At 58.3% G+C, this 22,406-nt stretch carries 18 protein-coding genes and 1 pseudogene; 11 read left to right on the top strand and 8 right to left on the bottom strand.

Annotated elements, in window-relative coordinates:
- The first annotated feature begins 148 nt into the window (after window positions 1-148).
- Window positions 149-1,087 carry a HEPN domain-containing protein gene (locus tag FHT76_RS36950; protein ID WP_183864631.1) on the top strand — a complete coding sequence of 313 codons (939 nt, stop codon included), beginning with the start codon at window positions 149-151 and terminating at the stop codon, window positions 1,085-1,087.
- A gap of 412 nt (window positions 1,088-1,499) precedes the next feature.
- Window positions 1,500-2,525 carry a porin gene (locus tag FHT76_RS36945; RefSeq protein WP_183864632.1) on the top strand — a complete coding sequence of 342 codons (1,026 nt, stop codon included), beginning with the start codon at window positions 1,500-1,502 and terminating at the stop codon, window positions 2,523-2,525.
- A 275-nt stretch (window positions 2,526-2,800) separates the two neighbouring features.
- Here the strand turns inward: FHT76_RS36945 and FHT76_RS36940 are convergent.
- Window positions 2,801-2,985: pseudogene (locus FHT76_RS36940) on the bottom strand (alpha-ketoglutarate-dependent dioxygenase AlkB); the annotation flags it as partial.
- A gap of 666 nt (window positions 2,986-3,651) precedes the next feature.
- Here FHT76_RS36940 and FHT76_RS41535 point away from each other — a divergent pair.
- From FHT76_RS41535 to FHT76_RS36915, 5 genes are all read left to right on the top strand, one after another.
- Entirely contained in the window at window positions 3,652-3,957 is a 306-nt protein-coding gene (locus FHT76_RS41535; RefSeq protein ID WP_348649644.1) for a hypothetical protein, read from the top strand.
- 384 nt (window positions 3,958-4,341) lie between these two features.
- On the top strand, window positions 4,342-5,889 hold the full coding sequence (locus tag FHT76_RS36930; RefSeq protein ID WP_183757939.1) for a glycosyltransferase family 39 protein: 1,548 nt from the start codon (window positions 4,342-4,344) through the stop codon (window positions 5,887-5,889).
- Between the two features lie 519 nt (window positions 5,890-6,408).
- The gene (locus FHT76_RS36925; protein ID WP_259186556.1) at window positions 6,409-7,539 is read left to right on the top strand and encodes a glycosyltransferase family 39 protein; all 1,131 of its coding nucleotides are present in this window, start codon (window positions 6,409-6,411) and stop codon (window positions 7,537-7,539) included.
- A gap of 223 nt (window positions 7,540-7,762) precedes the next feature.
- A complete protein-coding gene (locus FHT76_RS36920) occupies window positions 7,763-8,017 on the top strand; it encodes a hypothetical protein (protein WP_246712779.1) in 255 nt (84 codons plus the stop codon).
- A 189-nt stretch (window positions 8,018-8,206) separates the two neighbouring features.
- Window positions 8,207-8,635 carry a hypothetical protein gene (locus tag FHT76_RS36915; RefSeq protein ID WP_183757943.1) on the top strand — a complete coding sequence of 143 codons (429 nt, stop codon included), beginning with the start codon at window positions 8,207-8,209 and terminating at the stop codon, window positions 8,633-8,635.
- Window positions 8,636-9,132: 497 nt separating this feature from the next.
- Here the strand turns inward: FHT76_RS36915 and FHT76_RS36910 are convergent, their stop codons facing one another.
- A complete protein-coding gene (locus FHT76_RS36910) occupies window positions 9,133-10,404 on the bottom strand; it encodes a DUF882 domain-containing protein (RefSeq protein WP_259186554.1) in 1,272 nt (423 codons plus the stop codon).
- Window positions 10,405-10,531: 127 nt separating this feature from the next.
- Window positions 10,532-11,497, bottom strand: a complete 966-nt coding sequence (locus FHT76_RS36905) for a 3'-5' exonuclease (protein ID WP_259186553.1) — start codon at window positions 11,495-11,497, stop codon at window positions 10,532-10,534.
- 381 nt (window positions 11,498-11,878) lie between these two features.
- On the opposite strand from FHT76_RS36905, the gene FHT76_RS36900 reads away from it, so the two are divergent.
- Complete coding sequence (locus FHT76_RS36900; RefSeq protein WP_259186551.1) at window positions 11,879-13,339, top strand: amidase; 1,461 nt, start codon at window positions 11,879-11,881, stop codon at window positions 13,337-13,339.
- Window positions 13,324-13,923: a TetR/AcrR family transcriptional regulator gene (locus FHT76_RS36895; RefSeq protein ID WP_183757949.1), complete on the top strand. Its 600-nt coding sequence runs from the start codon at window positions 13,324-13,326 to the stop codon at window positions 13,921-13,923. Before FHT76_RS36900 ends, FHT76_RS36895 begins: the two co-directional genes overlap by 16 nt.
- A gap of 192 nt (window positions 13,924-14,115) precedes the next feature.
- On the opposite strand, the gene FHT76_RS36890 is transcribed toward FHT76_RS36895, so the two are convergent.
- Complete coding sequence (locus FHT76_RS36890; protein ID WP_259186549.1) at window positions 14,116-14,967, bottom strand: hypothetical protein; 852 nt, start codon at window positions 14,965-14,967, stop codon at window positions 14,116-14,118.
- A gap of 339 nt (window positions 14,968-15,306) precedes the next feature.
- Between FHT76_RS36890 and FHT76_RS36885 the strand changes: the two genes are divergently transcribed.
- Entirely contained in the window at window positions 15,307-15,603 is a 297-nt protein-coding gene (locus FHT76_RS36885; RefSeq protein WP_183757953.1) for a nodulation protein, read from the top strand.
- Between the two features lie 337 nt (window positions 15,604-15,940).
- On the opposite strand, the gene FHT76_RS36880 is transcribed toward FHT76_RS36885, so the two are convergent.
- The 4 genes from FHT76_RS36880 to FHT76_RS36865 all read right to left on the bottom strand — a co-directional run bounded on the left by FHT76_RS36880 (window position 15,941) and on the right by FHT76_RS36865 (window position 21,174).
- Window positions 15,941-16,741, bottom strand: a complete 801-nt coding sequence (locus tag FHT76_RS36880) for an inositol monophosphatase family protein (protein WP_183757955.1) — start codon at window positions 16,739-16,741, stop codon at window positions 15,941-15,943.
- A gap of 28 nt (window positions 16,742-16,769) precedes the next feature.
- Window positions 16,770-17,831, bottom strand: a complete 1,062-nt coding sequence (locus FHT76_RS36875) for an ABC transporter ATP-binding protein (protein WP_183864638.1) — start codon at window positions 17,829-17,831, stop codon at window positions 16,770-16,772.
- The gene (locus FHT76_RS36870; protein ID WP_259186548.1) at window positions 17,828-20,068 is read right to left on the bottom strand and encodes an iron ABC transporter permease; all 2,241 of its coding nucleotides are present in this window, start codon (window positions 20,066-20,068) and stop codon (window positions 17,828-17,830) included. The genes FHT76_RS36875 and FHT76_RS36870 overlap by 4 nt, the downstream gene beginning before the upstream one ends.
- A gap of 77 nt (window positions 20,069-20,145) precedes the next feature.
- A complete protein-coding gene (locus FHT76_RS36865) occupies window positions 20,146-21,174 on the bottom strand; it encodes an ABC transporter substrate-binding protein (protein WP_259186547.1) in 1,029 nt (342 codons plus the stop codon).
- A 215-nt stretch (window positions 21,175-21,389) separates the two neighbouring features.
- Between FHT76_RS36865 and FHT76_RS36860 the strand changes: the two genes are divergently transcribed.
- Window positions 21,390-22,394, top strand: a complete 1,005-nt coding sequence (locus FHT76_RS36860) for a LacI family DNA-binding transcriptional regulator (RefSeq protein WP_259186545.1) — start codon at window positions 21,390-21,392, stop codon at window positions 22,392-22,394.
- Window positions 22,395-22,406: the final 12 nt, after the last annotated feature.

Here is a 22,406-nt window from a genome sequence, read left to right as displayed (position 1 = left end):
CCCGACCGAGCCAGATCGCGAGAGGGGCCGCCGCGAGGATGACGAATACGACCGCTAGCTGCGTCGCTCCATGCTGCTGCTATTGATTGTATCGAGGACAGCATTCGCGTAAAAGGTATAAGTGCGAAATCACCATGGAACCGCTACGATGGATGCGATTCACACCGAAGGCTTTGACGCTGCTTTGACACTGACCGACCACATCAAGCATTTGCCGGAAAGGAAGCGGCGTGAGCTGGCGCGCGTGCTGGAAATTCTATTCTCGGAAGTTCAAGCGTTCCAGTCCACCAAGCTGTCCGACAAGAAGAGAGCCGGCAAGATCCTCAAGGTGGTGCTCTACGGCTCCTTTGCGCGCGGCGACTGGGTTGAGGACCGCCTGAGCGGCTATCGCTCCGACTACGACCTCATGGTCGTTGTCAACGACAGGTCCTTTGCCGAAGAAGACGCGCTCTGGGAGGGGGTCGACAACAGGCTGCTGGAAGAACAGATCGCTCGCCGCATCGAGACACCGGTTGTTCCGATCGTCCATACCCTGGCCGACGTCAACGACCAGCTCGGCCGCGGCCGACCCTTCTTCGTCGATATCGCCAGGGACGGCATCGTCCTCTACGAAGTGCCCGGCCATCCGCTAGCAAAACCGAAGCCATTGACGCCGGAAGAACAGCGCCAGGAAGCAAAAGGCTATTTCGAGCAGTGGTTCAAGCTGTCAGAAGAAGCGCTGATCGGTGCCGAGCTGATGCTTGGAAGGGACATTTGGCGTGATGGCGCTTTCATGCTGCATCAAGCCACTGAACGTGCCTATCACTGCGCTCTGTTGACCCTCACCCTCTATAGCCCGAAGTCGCATCGCATCAAGGTGCTGCGCTCTCGCGCCGAAGGAGTGGACCCGCGCCTGATTGCGGCATGGCCTCGTGACAGGCGGTTTTCGCGTCGATGCTTTGAATTGCTGTCTCGCGCCTACGTCGAAGCCAGGTATTCCTCCCAATACGAGATCACCCAAGAGGAACTTGCTTGGTTGACGGAGCGGGTCAGGAGCCTGCAGGAGGTTGTCAACATAGTCTGCCGCGAACGTCTGTCCGGGGAGTAGTATTCCGGATCCCGCATGCAAGGAGTGGGCTTCGTACAGCAGGAATCGGCTCTTTGGTCGCCGTGAATTGATTTCATACTGGTACGAACGCTGACACCAGTTGATGCAATAATGTTGACGCTCGAGCATCCTCCTCCGCCCCTTTCGGTAGGGGTCGAATTCGGACGGGGGGATTCTACCGGCAATGATGACGCTTGGTGCTTTCAACCCGTGATGCGTGTTGTTACCGAAGCGCAACGTCCCATGACCAAAAGGCCGTTTGTCGACAGCAACCCGTCACTTCGAGATTGATCGACTCAGACAAGAATGAAACGCTGGCTCTGCGGCTAGCTGACTCGCCAGCCGAAAGGTGATCTATCGGAACAGCCCTAGCCCCCAGGTGGCGGTTCCATCGAAAGGGAATGGATTTCCAATGACACTTCGGATGGCTTTGTTGACCTCCGCCGCGGTATTTGCTGCCGCGTCTACGCCGGTCTTTGCTGCTGATGCAATCGTTGCAGCTGAACCCGAGCCGGTTGAATATGTCCGCGTTTGCGATGCATATGGCACAGGCTATTTCTATATCCCAGGCACCGAAACATGCCTCAAAGTCAGCGGTTACCTTCGTTTCGAGGTCTATGCGGGCCCGGATGAGAAAGGCACCTCGGACTGGAACGCTCGCACGCGCGCTCATGTGCAGTTCACTGCCAAGAGCGACACCGAATATGGTCCGCTCACTGGTCTAATCGTTATACGAAACAACGGTGACAATCCCGAGACGACCTCCATCCTGGACTCGGCCTACATCGACGTCGCCGGCTTCCGCGCCGGTCTGTTCTACAGCTGGTGGGATGACGACCTTTCTGGCGAACCAGACGTCCTCTCGAGCTTTGAAACCCTGCACAACTCCATCCGCTACCAGTATGAGAACGGCGACTTCTACGCTGGCGTCACCGTCGACGAGCTGGAAGACGGGTATTACAAGCCCGGTGAGAACCCGAATAATTTCGGCGTCGGCCTCGGCATTGGCGGCAAGGCCGGAGCAATCAGCTACCAGGTCATCGGCAGCTACGACACCGACAACGAAGACGGTGCAGTGCGCGGAATGCTCTTTGCTGATATCGGCCCCGGGACACTTGGACTGGCAGCGATTTACGCATCTGGTCCGAACTCCTACTATTCCCAGTCAGAATGGACCGTTGCAGCCGAATACGCTTACAAGGCCAACGAGAAGTGGACCATCACCCCGGAGGCTCAGTACTTCGGCAATTACGTGCCTGATCTCGGTAGCTTCAGTGGCGACTCGTTCGACGGCCTCGGCGACGCATGGACGGTCGGCATTACTGTAGACTATCAGATCGCTGACAACCTCTATGCCAAGGCAACAGCCGATTACACTGATCCCGATGATGCTGACGAGGTGACCAAGGGTTTCTTCCGTCTGCAGCGCTCCTTCTGATTCCTGCCGGCGCCCTCATAGGCGGGCGCCGTTCAATCTCATCGGTCAGGGCGTGTTCTTGGTTTACCGCTCCGTTTCAGGCAACGCGGCACGTCGGTGCTGTATTCGGCTTCGAAGCCAAAATTCATGGGATCGAAGCGAGCGGATACCCTCCCGGACAATTTGGAGATGGTGCGAAGTTCAGGAACCGCCGCGAGTCTCGGGCGATGGCGAGTGAAGCTTTCAACGCTCGCGGGTTTTGATGACCTGTGATCGGACACTCGCAGGTTTCGCGGCTACGCCAGTTCCCTGAAGGTAATAGAATATCGCAGCTGTTCAACGGGAGGGATGGAATGTTCCCATTCCATCCGCGAGGGACCTGAGAGAAGATATGCGTACCCACGCTAATAGATCTTCGCTCCCACTTGCCGGCCATACGTCGGCGGCCCTGATCCGTGCGGCTGAAGAGGCTGGAATTCCCGTGATAACAGTCGTTCATTAAGCTCGTTCCCGCCCAACGGATTTGGCTCGAGTGACGAGTAAGGCGGGGAAACCGCCACTGGGGCTCGCTGTTGGCGTGCCGCCAGTCTGCAGCGCTAGGCCATTGCACGCACGATGGTCACCTTCAATCAAACCGAGAATAAAATGATCATCGTTGGCGGCATTAGGTCCAGCGCTTCGGCATTGTGTTGAGCCTCGTCGAAGTCAGCGGCCATGCTGGTTGTCCTTGGAATGCCGAGAGCCCACTCCTACCTTGAGGCCATGGAAGGTGCCATACTCGAAGGGGGTTGGGATTTGCGCTCGATCAACCAGTACGCTAGCGTACGATGGGGCCGTCGCAGTTGTGAGTAGTCTTTCGGACCGTATACCAATAACCAGGACTCTCGTCTCGTTTGAACAAAATTTCCTGTTCATGCTCCCCTGCCCTCCCGGAATTCATGACGTCCAAGAAGAAATCGGCAACGACGCGAAATGCGAGACCCAAGTCGCTCCTGCAACGCCTAGCGGCCCAGCCCGAGAAACTCTTTGCGGGCAAGTTTCGCCAGCAATGCGCTGCGTTGTGCTTCCGTTACAAGGATGACAGAACAACGATTGAAATTCTGATCGTCACAACGCGCGACAGTGGGCGCTGGATCATTCCGAAGGGATGGCCGATAGAGGGGAAGGCACTCATGAGGCTGCAGCCATCGAAGGTAGGGAAGAAGCAGGAGTTCGAGGTAAGGTTAGAAAGAAACCGGTCGGCAGATACACATACCTGAAGCTTCTAGGCGACGGCGAGGTCGTGCCCTGCATCGTTGATATTTTTCAGATCGAAGTCAAAAAGAAACACGACAGATTCAAGGAGCGTGGCGAGCGCATCCTGGCTTGGGTCTCCCCGGACGAAGCAGCACGCAGGGTTAGGGACGTTGAGCTCAAGTCTCTGCTAGTGGAATTCACGCCCCACGGACGTTGATCGTGGCAGGCCAATCAAGGCGACATTCATGATTGAATGGTTCGTACGGTCTTATTGCCGGACGCGATATGGATGCGGACATCCGGGAACTTGCGGGCTGCCCAGGCTGCAGTGAGGACGCGCATACGGCAAAGGTGCTGTAGTACGCACCTTCTCTGCATTGGGGGTCATTGCGGTTCGCGAGCCGACGTCGAGTGAATTGAAACTCAATTGCCATACCTCCTCGAAAATCCAACATATTGTGTTGACGAGATGTGCCGCTATTGTAGTTTCGTGTAAACTCTAGGCGGCAGACTCCGATTGGATCGAAATGGAGTTCGATGCCAGCCGAAAGGCAGAGGCAATCATCAGGCATGGCTGAATTTAGCAGAATGGAGAGGCATAGTGTCCTACTCTAAGGCGGAAGAGTCGCCGTTGTTGCGGGACCGCTATCAGGCATTTGTCAGCCAAATAACACTGCAACCGAGAGCTCTTCTGACCTTTCTTGGATGCTACCTTCTCATTCACGTCTTCGTCAGACTTCTGCTGCCTCACGGCCTGCGATATGACGAGTCGCAGCAGGCTTTGTTCTCGCAGTGGCTGGCGATCGGATACGACAATCAACCACCGCTGTATAACTGGGTTCAGCAGGCATTCATAGGTGTATTCGGCCTTTCGCTGGCGACCCTGGCATTCACCAAGAGCCTGAGTCTTTTCGCTGTTTTTCTCGCCTTTGTCGCACTTTCTAGGATTTTGCTTCGGTCGAGTGCATCAATTGCGCTGGCGACACTTCTACTCTTCACGATCCCTCAGTTTTCGTGGGAATCCCAACGCAACTTGACCCACACCGTTTGCGAGCTTGCGGTGGTGTGCGCGTTTTTTTACTCGGCGTCCATAACGATGAGGCGTCCGACAGCCCAATCCTATGTAGCGCTCGGATTGGCCACTGGCCTTGGGATGTTGAGCAAGTATAATTTCGCGCTTATCGTCGTTGGGGTAATGGTGGCCGCGCTCGGCGATCCATCTGGACGAGCGCGGCTTTTTGATCGACGTTTTGTTCTGTGTATTTTGATCGCCGCTGCGATCTTTCTCCCGCACGCGGTTTGGATGATAAGTCACCGCGATATCGCAGTGGACAGAAATCTCGGGCTACTCGGAGTAAGCGAAGAGATCCAACTGGTGATGGCGGGCAAGGGCATGCTGGATGTAGTGTCCACCGCAGTGCTGCTGTTGCTTCCGACACTCCTGACGTTTGGTCTCATCGTTAACAAGGATGTGGTTCGCGTCTGGAATGCATCGAGTAGCGAGTCCCGGTTCCTGGGACGCTACCTAATCGCCGTATCGGCCACGCTTCTCGTGATAGCCTTCTTTGGCACGAATGGAATGCGCGACAGATGGCTCCTGCCTCTCTATGTCGTCGCTCCGCTTTACCTCTGTCTGAAGTTGGAGGCGGCTGGCGTCGTTGTTGAACCGCTGGTCAAAAGGCTTATGCCGGTTGTCCTAGCCGTAATGATCCTCGTGCCGGCGAGCCTGCTTGTGCGTTCAGGTTTTCCTCAATGGTTCAAGCGCCCCGATGCTACCGGAATCCCGTATGCAGAATTTGCTCAGTCTGTGACCATGTCGGGTACACGCATGCCCGACCTCATTGTAACCGACGAATGGCTTGCAGCTGGTAATCTTCGCCTTCAGTTCCCCACCACACCGGTTCTGTCGCTCAATTTTCCCAACCTTACGCCGGTATATGAGCGGAGCACCCTCAGATCGATCTTGGTCGTGTGGACGGACAACGAAATAAAGCAGAAGGAAAGGCCTGAGCTCGATCGATGGGTCACGCTGATGGGTGAAAGAGGCTCCGCTTCGCCGGTCAGCACCGTTTCCTTGCCTTACGAACGAAGCTGGGGTCTCAGGCAGGCTGAGTTCCACTACCGTTGGGTTGATTTGCCGATCAACTAAACGCCACGGCCAGATCGATCAGCGTTCCTGCTGCTAGCACTGCCCCGTAGCCTGCTCATCTCGCTTCCTCGACACAGTGATCTTACGTGTAGAGATGCCGCGTCGGAGAACCGATGCGAGGGCTATCACGAACACTTGACCGCCCTCACCCGACTCGGCCCACCAAGCCGCGGCGGGGTTCCCCGCCCATCACCACGAAAGAGGAAATTCTCGTGCCGGCGATTTCCGCCGTCGATAAGTCGTGGTGGAAAGAGTGATAGTTTCCAAGATCCAGCAGGCATCGAGAGTTCACCCCGAGGGAGGTGCCGACCTTTTTGTTTGGCGCCGGCGTCCAGCTCTTCCTGCGGTACCAGCGCAGGGGCTGCTGTCGCGTGCGAAAGCGTTGCCCTGCGGCAACACTCAGCTTCTGAACGATGCTGGCGAACCATGAAATTGCAGGTGAACCGCTATACTCTCCATTAGGGTAGTTGCATGTTTCGCCCTAAACCGGGTTAGACCGAGCGCATACGGGGGCAGAAGTTGACTGAGACTGTTGATGGTTCATACCTTCCCGTTCGGCGTGCCACCAGTATAAGCACAATCCTTCCCGTCCTTCTGCTGGCAACCTATTTCACCGCGAGCTTCGTCCTTCGGCTGCTGCGCGGCGGCGATCTCGCCTCCGACGAGGCGGAACAAGTCGCACTCTCGCATGCGTTGCAATTCGGTTATGGCGACCAGCCGCCTCTCTACAACTGGGTGTTCTACTGTTTCGCCAAGGTCTTCGGCGCGTCAGTCGTTACGCTGGCATTCGTGAAGAATGCGACGTTGCTGATGAGCTGCCTGTTTCTTGGCTTGGCTGCTCGCAAAGTGGTGGGAGAACGTGACGCTGCCTGGATCTCCATTCTCGGCTTCCTGAGCCTGCCGGCGGTCTTTCTGCTGTCGCAGCGGGATCTGACTCACACCGTCGGCGCCTTCGCTGTCGTTGCGCTGTTCCTCTACGTGCTGACGCTGGTGGCCGAGCGCCCGTCGGCTGGCAACTACGCGCTTCTCGGCGCGGCGGCCGGCCTGGGATTTCTGGCAAAGTACAACTTTGCGATAATCCCCGTGGCGACAGTGGTTGCGCTCCTGCTTGAACCCAGCCTGCGCCGACTGGTTCTCAACTGGCGGCTGGCCGTGACCATTGCGGTTGGTCTCGCTGTTGTTGGCCCGCATGTTTATTGGGCGGTAACCCATCTCGATGCAGCAACCGGTGACACGGTGACAAAGATGCGGGCAGCATCGAGCCACGGGATGCCTCTGCAGCTCATCGCCGCCTTGGAGCTGGTGGAATCAATTGTCAAATGCTGCGCATTGACGATCGCTATTCTCGCCGTTGTCTATCGCGGGCATCTCCGCACCATTTTCGCTGCGAGCAGCGAATGGACGCGGGTGATCGGCCGGATGCTTGTCGTCAGCATGTTTCTGGTCTTCGTTATCATGCTGGCTGTCGATGCGACGATGATGCGCCCGAAGTGGATCTCGATCTTCTTCGTCGCATTCCCCCTCTATCTCGCATGTAAGGTCGATGCGGCAGGGGTCCACGTCCCCGGCGCAATCAGCAAGCTTACCGTGCTCGTTGGGGCAATGATCTTTATCTCACTGGGCGTCGTTTTCGCAGGAAGCTTCCATTAGCGCGGCACACGACGCCGCTTATATCTGGCACGCGAGATCTCACTCCAACCGTTACACCGCCGCATTGTCCTGCACCTCCCGTAGCCCCTCGTGAGAGGCGTGGCGAAGCTTTCCGTCCTCAAGCACCTCGCAAAATCAGCGCCCTTACGCAAGGCAGCATGTCGAACCGGGCTTACCGAACGACGCAGCTCATCCTCACGATGACGATGCCGGCGCTGCCACGATGCAGGCTCAGTCGCTCATTGCCGGTCGAGATCCGAATCCGATGGGGAGCCCGCAGTTCTGGACGGAAGCATTCATCCGCGGTGGTGGTGGCGGCATGCTCGGCGATTTCGTCAACTCTTCGGTTACGCGCGGCGGGGAAGGCATCACCCTTCTCTCCACCATTGCGCGTGTAAAATACCGATGTGTCACTTTCGCCTTCCGGGGCCTGATGGTGACCGTCGTTGCCTATGTCCTCTTGCTTGTCAGCACGTAATCGGGACCTGGAGAAACGAGGCATAGCGTCTGATCCTGCACATCGCGCGTAGATGATGCCGCTCGGTCAGGAGCTTGTCAGAGCCCCAGTTACCAGAAATAAGTAAGTTTTGGGCACTGTAGGAGGGTCAAGGGGCACGATCGGAGAGGGGCGGCAACGGGCTTAGTTGATAGGCTTTTCAGGCGCGGCATGAGCAATAAAGCCACACAAAGCTCAGGGTATAGTCTCTCCTTCAACCCGCGAAAACTCGCTGGCAGCTCCAAGAAACCAGCAACAACTGCCGGGAGTGAACCTCAGCTTCCAAGCGTTCACTGGGTAGTCGAGCACATCGCTCAAACTGAACGGCTGTATGGCGAGTTGCACAATCAGCTTCCAGATCCCAATCTGACTGTAACAAAACCGCGGTCGATTGAACGAAAACTTGCAATTCAGGGTAAAACCGACCCTTCAAAGATCGCTGAGTATCACAGACAGACGCTAAATAAAGAGGCGATCGATACAGCCCAGCGCATTGCCCTCCTCTTTCAGGTGCTTTCTGTTGATGTCGCCCACGAGATTAAGCGGGCTAAATCTCGACCGCGCCGAACCAAACGCCAATCAAAGAAGCGTAGCGCCTAACATCTTCCTACACCGGCCTTAGGCCGGCGACGGGATGGTCACGCCGTCACGTCAACAAAGATCGATTTCTCCACGAGCGTTCCGCACAGCCAACTGGCGATGCAGGCGAGCGGTCGCGCCAATGTCGTCATCGATGGTGACCACATTGGCGCGCCTACCAAATCGCGCCGAAAAAAACTCCTGTTCTGTCTCGGCCGAAGCCAAGTGCCGGGTAACCAGGCATACATCCGTTCCCAAGACCACCGCATATCGCATCGGCTTCCTCCCGTGTGGTAGCTTGATTGCATGATGCACGATGAGAGCATGGAGCGCAACTTCTTGGCGAGCAGCAAATTGAAAAAGCTCCAGCGATCGGGAGCAGTCATTTCGAGATGGCGCGTCCCCAGACCACCTCCATGATCGGCCTGATCACAAAGCCAGCATTTTCGAGATGATCGAAGTCCAGTAGTTTGAGGAGGATCGCACAAAGGTCTCCTTGTGCCCCCGGGATTCTCGCCCTACAATTCCCCGTACTGAAGGATCGTCCGCCTGGCTATTCGAGGTGATGACAAGTCTTGCATTTGTCCCGGTCCGTGAAGCGCCCAGGTCATTAGGCGCCTTGCCGAAATTCGCCCGATGCCGGCCTGGAGCTCACGCGACGCTGACAAAGGAAGTTCTGCGACATCCCCTTTCGATAAGGTCATAGTGGCAGGCTTGGGTCCACCGAAAACCCTCGGAGCCTCGGCTACTCCGATTGGCGAGGTCTCTCCAATCGACGCCGTTTGGATCGGATCGGTCTCATGGCCGTTCCTAATTGGCAGCGTTCGTAGCGTTGGGACTGGGACCGCCATTGCGGAGAGATCGGCGAAGCTCTTTTCAGTTTCCTTGCGATCGCTGCCGCCTTGAGCAATCTGGCGGGCAAGTGCTGCCTCCGCAAGACTGGAAGACACCGCAAGGAGAGCGGTCTTCAGATTGGCGCCCGAGGCCCTTGTCGTTCCCGTTTCCTCCGTGTCGTCCTCATCCAGCGTCGCGGCAATGTCGATCGTTCTCAAGCCAGCTCGCTTTTTGCTGTCGGCAATCGCTTGGTTGTAGTTCGGTAGCGGTCGGCCATCCGCAGGAACATGCATTGTTCGTCCGCTCGGAAAAATGCTTGCTAATTCCTGTCGCGACATGCGGGGCCAGGCTCTGACGCGACCGACATCGAGATGAACGAAGGGAGACCCGGAGCGGGGATAGTATCCCACACCGCCTTCCTGTTTCTGCATCGCCAAGGCCCTCAGCGTGGCAAGTTTCACGCCCGGAATGTAGAAATCCATCGCCTTTCCAAGCATGTGTTGACTGCTCTTTGCGACGCCTGAGCTTCTGGATCGGGACCGCAGCATGTTGTTGGTAGTAGGTGATCGATACGCTGAGACGACGTGAATGTAGTCGCGAGCTCCGCTTTTGCCATAGACCTCCCAGACGAGATCGAGCAGCCGGGGATCCATGCGCGCCGGCTCGTTTCTTCGCCAGTCACGCAGGAAGCGGTTAACCTGGGCAAGCCCTCTTGGATCGAACTTTCCATCGCGTTTGAAGATGATCGTTGCCCGTTCTCCCGTGTGGGTAAAGAAGAGTTTTAACGAACGATCTTCCGCAGCGGCATCGACGGCAAATCCTAAAACCGCCAGCAAGGCGATGGCCACCTGTCTGACGCGCCGAACAACATAGCATAGAACGCCCACCGCATTGAATGATGTGCGCCCAATGGCTTGAGAGTTGCTGGCATAGCCGGACATTGCGATCCTCGTCATCTGAGATCATGCCCGACTGCAGAAACACGCCGGACGGACGAAGCCGCAATTATGGTCAACAAAGCCCTAACAACGCGTTGACGGTTTGCTTCATCGGCTCTGTTTCAGCGCCGCCGTCAGCGGTCCGCTATGCCCTGAACCTCTCAAGCGCGGTCAGGTGCTGGACGGGTGGGTCTGCATCGTCCCAGCGGTATATTTCTGTCCGGAGGAAATGACGTTCGTCATCCAGAACGTCCTCATCGAGCTCGATCCACCACGACCGCGGACGCCCGTCGGTACCGTCGGACCATCTGTATCCGCGCGCCTTGAGGTGATCCTTCATGTCAAACGGGCTGTGCTCTGCAAAGAGCCGGACGCGTGAGCGCTGGGCAGCGCGGTTGAGTTCGGCAAAGGGACGGTCATCCTCTCCTTGCTGGTGGTCCAGGACTTCAAGCAGCGCGAAACAATCGTCGACGGCGCGATGCCCGTCATGAAAATAGCCTGCCTGCCCGATGAGGTAACCGAGTTTGGTTCCCTCGAAGCCACGGGAGCTCCAATCGATCTCCTTGACCGAGCAGGCCCAGGCCTTGTTGACGAACAACGGAGAGAACGCCTCACAGAAAGGACGATCGAAACCGGCATTGTGGGCGATGATAAGGTCTGCGGGTTCGACGATGCGGCGCAGAGCCGCGATGTCGATCTGTTGGCCCGCCACCATTTCGTCGGTGATCCCCGTCAACCGGGTGATGTCAGCCGGGATCGGCGTCTGCGGTTCCTGCAGGCCGCCATAGACGTCGGTGACATCGCCGATCCTACCATTGTCGTCGAAGGTGAAGGCAACCGCACCAAACTCGATGATCTCGTCATTTCGGTGATTGAGGCCCGTGGTCTCGGTGTCCACGATCACACCGACTCGCGTAAATTCGGGTCTCCGCTCTGTCACGATCGATCGGGGGAGCAGTCTTCGCAGGATCTTGTAGTTCCCGGTCGCCTCAAGGCTTTTGGCCATTTCCTCTGGCGCCATTCTCGAGCTTTTCCGGATAGCTCGTTCCTTGGCCGCTTCAGCGCCAGCCGCGACCGGTATCGAAGCAAACATGTCGAGCTGGTTCGCCATTGTTCCCCTGTTGGATCGGCCTTTTCGCGTTATGCGGAACAACGAGTTTACAGCGATCTGGGAGTGAGGTCGTTCGTCGGCGGTCGAAATCCCCACCTTTCGATGCCGGCCGTCGGTCCCCCATCAGGCTCCGAATGTCATTCTTCAAGCAACACCATCACGAGACTCCAGGTTTTCGGGGTTCCAGCTATCTGGTCGCACGTCTTCGACTTGTCTTGGGCGCACCAATGTCATGATCCAGAATGACGGCGTCGTGCGGCCTGACCGTCTTTCGAGCTCACACGGCTCGGCCCTTGGCCATCCCTTCGCCCCTTGGTCGACAGCTCACAACAGGCGTGTTATTGAAAAGAGAATGGTTTATTCTTTTTTGGAGTTTGCGCCATGACGCTCGATCTCGGAGCCAGTCCGATTGACGATCTTCCTCTTGTTGAATTGGACGCCACCGCACAGGCAGTGCTCGTCCACGCAGGGCACGTAACGCCGGAAGAGCTGCTTGATGCAGCGATCACTCGTATCGAGCGACTGAATCCTGCGCTCAATGCTCTCAGCGCATCGGCCTTCGAGGCCGCACGCGAACGCGCCCGAACGAACGCGGGTGACGGTGCCTTCGCGGGTGTCCCCACCCTGCTCAAGGACCTGATCGCCTATCCCGGCCAGCCTCTTGGCCTGGGTTCCCGCCTCATGTCCGGCCAGATCGCGCCCGCCGGTTCGTCCTATACCGAAGCGCTCGACGCGGCGGGTCTCGTTGTTTTCGGCAAGACGACGACCTCGGAGTTCGGCCTCGTCGGAACGACGGAGCCGCTTGTGACAGGCAAGACACGCAATCCCTGGGATCTGTCCCGATCGACAGGCGGTTCCTCAGGTGGTGCCGCCGCTGCGGTCGCCTCCGGGATGGTGCCTGTCGCACACGCGTCCGATGGCGGCGGCTCTATCCGCGGTCCCGCCTCGCTTTGTGGCCTCTTCGGCTTCAAGCCGACCCGCTGGCGCACGCGCTCCGCCGGTCTTCCCAAGAATATGCCGCTTGCCGCCATTCTGAGCGAGCATTGCGTCAGCCGTTCCGTGCGCGATAGCGCGACCTGGCTTCGCGTGACTGAAACTGAAGACTGGGCAGAACCCCTACCGGAAGCGGCAGATCTCTTGGCAAACCCGCCGCGAAAACTGTCGATCGGTTTCTATGGCCTCGACGCCTTCGGCAACTTGCCGGATGAGGCGGCCCGGGCTGCGCTGGAGCAAACCATCACACTCTGTCACTCGCTTGATCATACCCTTGTCCCGGTCGAGGGACCGCGCTTTGACGGTCGGGTGGCTGCGCGTGCCGTCTACGACATCATGGCAATGACCACATCAGGCATGGTGAACTATCTCGCCCCCAGCCTTGCCCCAGACGCCGCCATCGCCTGCCTCGAACCTTATACGCTTACCCTCATCGAGCATGCTCGCGCGCTTCCACCGTCACGCTTTGTCGAGGCGGCTGCGGAAATCGCAGCTGCCGGCGACATGGCGCAAGTGGCACTCGACGATGTGGAAGTATTGCTTTCACCGACAATTCCCTTCACCGCCTTCCCTCTTGGCACCGTCTCCCCGGATTGTCCCCTTCAGGTGCTCCGACGCCATTTCGAGCGGAGTGCCGCCTATACGGCGGCCGCATCGCTGGCGGGCTGGCCTGCCATGTCCGTACCGCTCTTTTGGACTGAGGAAGGCTTGCCTGTTGGGAGTCATTTTGCGGCACGGGCAGGAGAAGACGCCCTCCTCTTTCAGCTTGCGTTCCAGCTGGAAAACGCGGCACCGTGGCTACCTCGCCTCTCCGCGCTCTCACGGACGCTTGCATGCCGCAAATCCTGAAGGACGATCTTCGCAACAGCATTCTCGATGCCGCCGGCGCCATCTTCGCCGAACGTGGTTTCGAGGCAGCCCGGATCGCCGATATCGCCGAGCGCGCTGGCACCAGCGCCAGCAACGTCTATAAGTACGTGAAGGACAAGGCCGATCTCTTCGACAAGGTTTTGCCGGCAAACCACGCCGCAGAGCATCGGCGCCTGCTTTCGGCGCGTCTTGGCGAGTTCGAAAACCGCAGCGATTGGCGGGCGCTCGATGCGAGCGGTTCTTCGGCAGCGGGCGATCTGCTTGCCTTCTGGGCCACGCATCGACATGCTGCCGCCATCCTGATGAGCAGCGCCGCCGGCACTACTTTTGAGGATGAGCGGCCACGGATGATCGCTGACATGACCAGCCGCGCCGTCACCCGCCTCGGACGCCAGGATGATGCGCATCTGCATTTCGTACTGGAGCAGATTTTCGGTCGCACGCTCGATACGCTCGCCGGTATCCTGCGCCGCTATGACAATGCCGAGGACATCAGGAAAGCAGTCGCCCATTTCTGGCGGTTCCAGCTCGCAGGGCTCGCCGCTTTGCTGGACGCCTCTTGAGGGACCGTCAGTCTCTGCGTCGCTGGGATCCCCAAGCACTCATTGATAGCGATGACGAGCGTTGTAAACGCCCCTGTTTGATCGGGAAGAGTGGGATCTGTCCTGGCAAAGCGGGATCGGTCCGGAAAGACGGTCTCTGGCCGGTGTGGCCCTGAGTCTACGGTTATGCCGTCGTGATGGCTACGCTTGCACTTATTTGCCAGCGCCTGACGAACCCGGCGTCTTGTGGTCGCCGGCTCCAAGGGGCGCCACAATTGCAGTCGCTATGGAACGCGCAATCCCCGTCTCGATATCCAAAATGCTCCGACCCTTGATGTCGACATTGTAGTCGCCAGTCCAGACAACAACGCCGTCGGCCTGACGGACCAGGCGGGCAGTCGACCGCATGTCGCTGTCTTCCAACCGGACACTTCCCTGAAGGGCGTATGTCGGGTCAGTCGCAGTGACGCCAGTTGCACCGTTCCCTGACATGACCACAACGTCCTTGAACTTCGCAAGGTTGACAAAAAGCTCGCTGGTCAAACCGGCTGAGATGTCATTTGCAGCATTGCCTTGGCCAACACTCTGGAAGCGATCGATGACGATCCTCGGCCTGCTGCCGTCCGTTACCGCCGTTTTCAATGCCGGGTTTTCCCATTCTGCAAGCGATGCCATGACAACGGCGGCAAGCACGATCAGCGCAGCGCCGACCATGATCCAACGAAGCAGCCTGCCTTCACTCTTTTGCGCGTCGACCGGGACCTGCTCTTTTCCGGCACTCGTAGCGGGAGCTCCCACCTCAGGTTTGCGCTCGATGCCGCTCTCGCTTCCGGGGCCTCGCAACGTAAACGCGGGAACGTACCCACCGGCAGGAACCGTGATTAGCACTGGGTCCTTTGCGCCCGCCGTAAGGTAGTAGCGCTCCAGGGCGCTACGCAATTGACGTGCCGCAATGCGGACACAGGGATCGTTTTGAGCATCGAACGAGTTACCTCGTCCGAATACCGCCTGCGCAATCGTGAATGCTTTGAGATATCCTTCACGTTTCTCAACCGTCTCGGTCACGACGTACTGCAGGAACCTGCGTCCACGATCAGGAAGGATAAAATCCGGGCTTGAGAGGATCCTTCGCAGTTGTTCCCGTACGTCATCGGGCGCAGGAGTTGTTTCTCGGACACTTACAGCCTGATTTCTCACCGGTTCCCCTCCGACAAGCATACAACCAAAGCGTATATGACGCCCACTTTATCTACGTGGAATTGATGTGCAATTAAATTCTTAACCCTCCAATAAACCAGATTGCTAATTTAGAGAACCGGATGCCTTGAGATAGTAGAAGCTACCGTAAACTACTTCCGTTTCGTCGGGCGATTGCTACTCTGCTTCAGGGGCAGAGGATAGCCAATGGGCAACGATCATGAGATCGGTGGCAGTCGTTCGCTTGCGCAGTCCGGACTGCGTCGCCTGATGCTCAGGTTGCCTGAGCAACGCAGGCGGCTGCAAGTCCTGTTGGGCTCTACCTCGTGGCCATACTTTGACGAGCTATTCGCGGCTTATGACGAGGCATGTATCGCGCTTGAGGCTTTTCGGCATGACAATGCTAGCTCGCATATCATCGAGGAATACGAGGTGGTCAGTGCCGAACTGGAGGCCGACATCCTCCGTGAACTCGACAGGGTTATTGTTTGGCCCAGTGACTGATGGAGCCAAGTTGCGCATCGCCGGGTTGCGCGTGGGCGCAGCCTCGGGCACATGCCTTCGGGTCCGCAACCCAGGCAAGACGTGCCTGAAATTGTTCCGCAGGCCCAACCCTTTTGCATATCCAGGTGGCGCAAAACGCTCTGCGCGCGAGGTGGCACCGGTCAGGGTCTGAGCCGTCTGGCTTTGATGCAAGACTCACGAGCCAATGGGAAACAGTCCTCATCACCATGAGACGCAGGTTTTCAGAAAAGCCCATCAGCCGATTTTATGGCCGCCCTCAAGACTTGAGAGCGGCGCGGCGGGATGCCGGGCCTGCAATCTTTCAAACGCCGAGGCTTCACACCTGAGCAATCCTGCGCAGATCGTCGATTGCCCCGGGCGCAGCCGCAATCACGGGCGCTCCCTTCGTCAGCCGCTCGCCTGAGGTCGGGAACGGATGGTACCAGCCGCCTGCTTCCTTCACCAGGCAGTACCCGGCCATGCAATCCCACGCGTGCATATACGGCTCATAATATCCGACAAGGCGGCCCGCTGCCACATAGGCGAGCATCAGGGCTCCCGATCCATTGCGCATGAAGTTTCCGCCAGCCTCCAACAGGCTTTCCACTATCCCGGCAACCGTCTTCGGCGTGACATGGTTGTTGGCACCGATACCAGTCACGGCATTGCGAATGGTCCGCGAGGAGTCCAGTGAGAGCTTCACTCCATTCAGCGTAGCACCCTTGCCGAGTGCTGCGGCATAGATCTCGTCGTGGCATGGCGCGCTGATCACGCCGACAACGGGCAGGCCCTCGTAGAGCAGACCGATCGAGACGCACCAATTCGGCATGCCGTTGACGAAAGGACTGGTTCCATCGATCGGATCGACAACCCAGGTGAACCCCGACGTCCCTTCTTCAAGGCCATACTCCTCGCCGAGCACGCCATCGGCCGGGTAGGCTTCATTGAAGCGGCCCCGGATCAGGTTCTCCACGTCGCGATCGGCGACCGAGACCACATCCTGCAGATCGCGCTTGGTCTCGATGACAAGCGTGTCCCGGCGCCTGAAATAGTCGAGCGCCAGCGCTCCGGCCTCGTTAGCCACCGTTTCGGCCAGCGCAAGGCGCGCTTCAAGGTCTGGTACAATATGCGACGTCATGAAAATCTTCCTTGATAAAAGGCAGCAATCAGCCGCCGATGATGGCAATCCCGCGATCCTTGAAGCCGATTTCAACCTCTGTCAAAGGCTCGAATGCCCTCGCCATTGAGCCATCGACGACGAACAGAGTGCCTTTGCTGGTCTTCACTTCATATTCCACGTGATCACCGAGATAGGCGGCATGGGTGACCTGTCCGCTGAACGCGCCGCCATTTTTTGGTGCTAGTGTGATGGCGCTCGGACGAATTGCAAGCTCTGCCGGTCCCTCGCGCATGTTACGACCGGCGACACGATGGTGCAGTCCGCCAATACTGATCGTCGCATGGCCGCCCTCGATGCCGATAATATCGCAAGGCACGACGTTGGCCTCGCCCATGAAATCGGCGATGAACGCAGATGCCGGCTGGTCATAGAGATCGTGGGGCGTGCCCTTCTGGGCGATCTCGCCGTCCTTCATCACGATGATCTCATCGGAAACGGCAAGCGCCTCGTCCTGATCGTGCGTGACGTAGACAGCAGTGAAGCCCAGCCGCTGCTGCAACTCGCGGATCTCGGTCCTGACCCGGCGGCGAAGACGGGCGTCGAGGTTCGAGAGAGGCTCGTCGAGCAGCAGGACCTGTGGCTCAAGCACCAGCGCCCGTGCAACCGCGACGCGTTGCTGCTGACCACCTGAAAGCTCGGCAGGCAGGCGCTGTCCCATGCCGGCGAGACCAACAAGCTTCAGGCCTTCTTCAGCCCTTTCGCGCGCGTCCTTTCGCTTCAGCCCGGAGGATTCCAGGCCATAGGCGACGTTGTCGAGGGCGGTCATATGCGGGAAAAGCGCATAGGACTGGAAAACCATAGAGACATCACGCTCATTTGCCGGCAACATCGTGACGTCCTTTCCGCCGATCAGGATCCGTCCCGCCGACGGGTGCTCGAGACCAGCCAGCATGCGAAGCGTCGTCGTCTTGCCGCAGCCCGAAGGTCCAAGCAGCGTGACCAACGTGCCGGGTTCGATGGTCAGGGAAAGATCAGGGATCGCCGTGAAGGCGCCAAAGCTCTTGCGCACATTCTCGAAGACGACGGAGCCAGGTTTTGTGGGGGTCATGCGGTTTTCTCCTGACCGAGAGGTGCGGCAGCGGTAGCGGTCGGCGCCGCAAGCGCGACACGGTTTTCGCGCCGCAGGCGGCGCTCGCCGACAAGAAGTTGAAAGCCGGTGATAATGGCGACCATGACGATGATCAGTGTCGAGGAATAGGCGATTGCAATGCCGTATTCGCCGTTTTCGACGAGTCCGACAATATAGGAAGTCGCCATGTTGTACTCGGCACTCACGAGAAAAACGACGGCGCTGATCGAGGTGATCGCGCGCACGAATGAATAGACGAGGGCTGCAGTGATTGCGGGCCTGAGCAGCGGCAGGATGACCTTGCGGATTGTCCTGAAACTGTCTGCGCGCAGTGTGAGCGATGCCTCGTCGAGGCTCTTGTCCAGCTGGCTCATCGCCGCGACGCCGCCACGCACGCCAACCGGCATGTTGCGGAACACAAAGCAGGCAATCAGGATCAGCGCCGTCCCTGTCATTTCGAGCGGGGGCAGATTGAAGGCCATGATGTAACTGATGCCGATAACGGTACCCGGGATCGCGAAGCTCATCATCAGCGCGAACTCGAACACATTGCGTGCGGCAAACTTCTGGCGGACGATCAGGTAGGCGGTCAACAGACCGACAGCGGCCGTCAGCGGGGCAGAAATCAGGGCAATCTCCATTGTTGTCCAGAACGAGTTCCAGGCCACCCCGGTCCACGCCAGGCCGCCGTCATTGCGCAAGCCGATCGAGAAAGCGCGGATGTAGTGTTCCAACGTAAGCGTGTTGTCGAGACCCCAGGTGCGCACAAAACCGCCGAAGAGGATCATTGCATAGACGACAATTGTGAAAATCATCCAGGGTATGACGATCGCATGCACGGCAATCGAAAGCCCGCGCGGCAGCGCGATATGCTGTCCCGAATCGCCCTTGCCGGTAACTGTCGCGAAATTCTTGCCGGACAGCCAGAAACGCTGCGCCAGGAACGCCGACAGGGTAAAGCAGAGCAGGATCAGGGCAAGCACGGCGGCGCGCGACGGGTCGTTCTGCGAGCCGACAACAGCGAAGAAGATTTCTGTCGACAGCACGCCATGGCTACCGCCGAGCACCAACGGATTGCCGAAATCCGCCATGCTCTCGATAAATCCGATCAGGAAGGCGTTGGCGATGCCGGGCTTCATCAGCGGCAGGGAAATGCGCCAGAACGTGCGCCAGCGATCGGCGCGCAACGTCTGGGAGGCCTCTTCCATTGATGGGCTTACGCCCTCCACGACACCAATCAGAACGAGGAAGGAGATCGGCGTGAACGAAAGGACCTGGGCAATCCAGATCCCCGTCAGGCCATAGAGCCATCGGCCGGGCTCTATATCGAGCAACGTTGAGACAAACTGGGTTGCGACACCGGAGCGGCCAAACAACAGGGTCAGAGCAAGGCCAACGACAAATGGCGGAGTGATGATTGGCAAAATGGTCAAAAGCCGCAATCCCTTCTTGAAGGGAAAGCGTGTGCGCGTTGCTACCAGTGCAAAACAAAGGCCGAGCGTCGTCGAGCCGGACGCAGCCCAGATCGCCAGCCAGAGCGTCCGCCAGGCGACGCCGCAGCGTTCGCCTCCCCACACGCAGCCAAGGCTCCAGACGGACGGGTCCTGTATGTTCGTCAGAAAGCCGGTCGGGTTGAACGAACCGTCGAAGTCCTGGAACGCGCCGACGAACATGCTGCCAATCGGGTAGAAGACGAACACGGTCACGAGCAAGACCAGCATCGCAATGGCACTGACCACGAAGGCGTCGCCCTTCATCACCCCGCGTTCGGCGAGCCCGAAGGAAAAAAGGATGACGAAGGTGAGACCGACCACGACGGCGCCTGCGCCCATCGACGGCTGACCATCCGGAAGGGCACCGAACAGGGTCTCGCTGATCGTCCAGCTCCAGCCGGTAAAGCCGATCGCAAGCCCTTGCACTGCCAGAAACAGAAGGCCGAGCCCACCCGCCCAGGCAAGAAGCGCACCGCGCCTTGCGTGATCGGAGATGAAGCGCGACGCGGCGCAAAGGACCACAAAGACGACGACGACCGCCAGCCACCATCGCCCATGCGAGACGATCTGCAGGACGCCAGGCGCCGAGGGCGGATCTCCAGGAAAATCAGATAGCCACCCGAGTCCGAAGAAGCCCCCCTCCGTCCTGTACCACGGGAGTACCATCAAGGCAGCAAGGGCAATGACGAGAGCGATATCCAGTCTGCGGTTATGGTTTTTCATCGATCGCTCCGCCAGAGTATCAGGCAATTTAGCCAGCAGCAGCGAGACTGCCGGCCATTCTTGCTTTAAGGATCAGATCAATTGGCCTTGGCGCCAATGTCCTTGTCCCATCGCGAAAGCAGCGCCTTTCGCTTCTCTGGATCGCCGTAAGTCTTGAAGTCGTAGTCGATCAGCTTGATATCCTCGAATTTCGGGGACTCCTTCGGGACCTCTGCCGACTTGTTGGACGGAAGCTGGAACGACTTGGCGTCCTTCATGTGTGACTGAACGTCAGCCGACAGCGCCCAGTCATACCACTTCTTGGCATTGTCGAGGTTCTTCGCACCCTTGATGATCGACATCGAGCCGATTTCGTAGCCGGTGCCTTCGCAGGGAGCAACGGACGTGACCGGGAAGCCCTCGACAGTCTGGGCAACAGCGTCATGCATGAAGACGATACCGATCGTCGTTTCGCCGCGTGCTGCAGCCTTTACCGGCGCCGAGCCTGACTTGGTGTATTGCGAGACATTGGCGTTGAGTTTGCTCAAGTAATCGAACGCCTTATCCTCTCCCATGATCTGCACCAGGGTCGCGAGCGCCGTATAGGCCGTGCCTGAGGAGTTCGGGTTGGCGATCTGAATCTCACCCTTGTAGGAGGCATCCAGCAGGTCGGCCCAGCACTTCGGCTCCTTCAACCCCTTCTTCTTCAGGAGGTCGGTGTTGTAGCCCCAGCCAAGCGCGCCGGCATAGACGCCAACGGTGCGATAATTGGCGCTTTCTGCCTGCTTCTTCGCCCAGTCCTGTAGCTGATCGAGGACCGGCGACTTGTATTCCTGAGTAAGGCCCTCGGTGGCGGCCTGCAGGTGCGGATCGCCGGTCCCCGCCCACCAGATGTCGGTCTTCGGGTTACGCGCCTCGGCGCGAACCTTGGCATAGGTCTCTCCCGAAGACAGCCGAACCATGTTCACCGTGATATCCGTTTCTTTCTCGAACCGGTCCTTCATCATTTCGCAAATGACGACGTCGGCGGAGCAGATAAGATTGAGATTTCCTGCGGCGTGCGCCGAATAGGCAGACAGAGATATACCCGCGGCGATAATGGTCGCGGCGATTTGAACCGACTTCATTGTATCCTCCTAAATGTACCGACGCCTCCACGCCGCACGCTTTGCAAGCGTGTGCAACAGTTGCATCTGCCTTGCTGTTGTGTCAACTGTTTATGGTGCAATTCGCACGATCTTGTCATTGCATTCATGTGCAATATGGCGTCGCGAGATGGGCAGAGAGGGCCGCTGTGAAACACACAACCATAAGCGCACGGGAGGTCGCGGAGAAAGCCGGCGTGTCCCGATCGGCAGTGTCCCGGACGTTCACACCAGGCGCGAGCGTTTCGACGAAAACCCGTGAGCGCGTTATGCTCGCAGCCGAGGAACTTGGGTATCACGTCAATCATCTCGCTCGCGGCTTGATGCGCAATGAAAGCGGCATCGTGTGCCTGATCGTTTCCGAGGTTGCGACACCCTACCGATCGGCTCTCCTTGGAAAGCTGACGCTGAACCTGCAGAATGCGGGCAAGGTTGCCATGCTGATCAACACGGATCGTTCGGACGGCAGCGTTGACCGCGCTTTGCAGCAGGCACTTAGGTATCGTGCTGATGCTTCCATCATTCTTTCCGGGTTGCCGGACAGATCCATCACTCAGCTTTGCTTGCGCAACGGGCAACGGCTGGTTCTCATCAATCGCGACGACGATCAGCAAGGTCCATTGCGCATAAATCTGGACGACTACGAAGCGGGCGGGCGCGTTGTGACCGCCTTCGTGCGGGCTGGATGCAGAAGTCTCGCCTTTGCCAACTCCGAAGCTGGGACACCCAGCCTGATGGCGCGTGAGAGAGGCTTCGTTGCGGCGGCTCGCGCTTTGGGCATGGAGGTGATTGTGGAGCGCCATGGTTGGACCGGCTATGAAGCCGGCAGCGTCCTCGCTCGCCGCATGCTGACCGCCAAGGAACGTCCTGATGCGGTATTCTGCGCGACCGACCTGATTGCCTGTGGCTTCATGGATGTCGCTCGTCACCAATTCGGTTTGTCCGTCCCAGACGACCTCTGCGTGGCGGGTTTCGATGATATTGAGCAAGCGTCCTGGTCGTCTTACGCATTGACAACCTTTGCTCAACCAATCGCAGACATCGCCTCCAGGGCGGTCAATTGGCTGAGCCAGATGCCGCAGGACGATGGCCAGGCGGTCGTCCAGCCCATCACCCTCAAGGCTGAAATGGTCTGGCGCAACTCGATCCGGGCGAAATCGGATGCGGGAAAAGAAAGCCCTGTTGCCGAGGGCTTCAGGTAACGGACAAGCATC

This window comes from Rhizobium sp. BK176 (assembly GCF_024808055.1).
The sequence above is the reverse complement of the archived record's forward strand: the minus strand, read 5'-3'. Positions and strand labels throughout refer to the sequence as shown.

Coding starts and splice junctions, on each gene's coding strand:
- FHT76_RS36950 (WP_183864631.1), top strand. CDS start 149: ATGGATGCGATTCACACCGAAGGCTTTGACGCTGCTTTGACACTGACC.
- FHT76_RS36945 (WP_183864632.1), top strand. CDS start 1,500: ATGACACTTCGGATGGCTTTGTTGACCTCCGCCGCGGTATTTGCTGCC.
- FHT76_RS41535 (WP_348649644.1), top strand. CDS start 3,652: ATGGCCGATAGAGGGGAAGGCACTCATGAGGCTGCAGCCATCGAAGGT.
- FHT76_RS36920 (WP_246712779.1), top strand. CDS start 7,763: ATGCAGGCTCAGTCGCTCATTGCCGGTCGAGATCCGAATCCGATGGGG.
- FHT76_RS36915 (WP_183757943.1), top strand. CDS start 8,207: ATGAGCAATAAAGCCACACAAAGCTCAGGGTATAGTCTCTCCTTCAAC.
- FHT76_RS36910 (WP_259186554.1), bottom strand. CDS start 10,404: ATGACGAGGATCGCAATGTCCGGCTATGCCAGCAACTCTCAAGCCATT.
- FHT76_RS36905 (WP_259186553.1), bottom strand. CDS start 11,497: ATGGCGAACCAGCTCGACATGTTTGCTTCGATACCGGTCGCGGCTGGC.
- FHT76_RS36900 (WP_259186551.1), top strand. CDS start 11,879: ATGACGCTCGATCTCGGAGCCAGTCCGATTGACGATCTTCCTCTTGTT.
- FHT76_RS36895 (WP_183757949.1), top strand. CDS start 13,324: ATGCCGCAAATCCTGAAGGACGATCTTCGCAACAGCATTCTCGATGCC.
- FHT76_RS36885 (WP_183757953.1), top strand. CDS start 15,307: ATGGGCAACGATCATGAGATCGGTGGCAGTCGTTCGCTTGCGCAGTCC.
- FHT76_RS36880 (WP_183757955.1), bottom strand. CDS start 16,741: ATGACGTCGCATATTGTACCAGACCTTGAAGCGCGCCTTGCGCTGGCC.
- FHT76_RS36875 (WP_183864638.1), bottom strand. CDS start 17,831: ATGACCCCCACAAAACCTGGCTCCGTCGTCTTCGAGAATGTGCGCAAG.
- FHT76_RS36870 (WP_259186548.1), bottom strand. CDS start 20,068: ATGAAAAACCATAACCGCAGACTGGATATCGCTCTCGTCATTGCCCTT.
- FHT76_RS36865 (WP_259186547.1), bottom strand. CDS start 21,174: ATGAAGTCGGTTCAAATCGCCGCGACCATTATCGCCGCGGGTATATCT.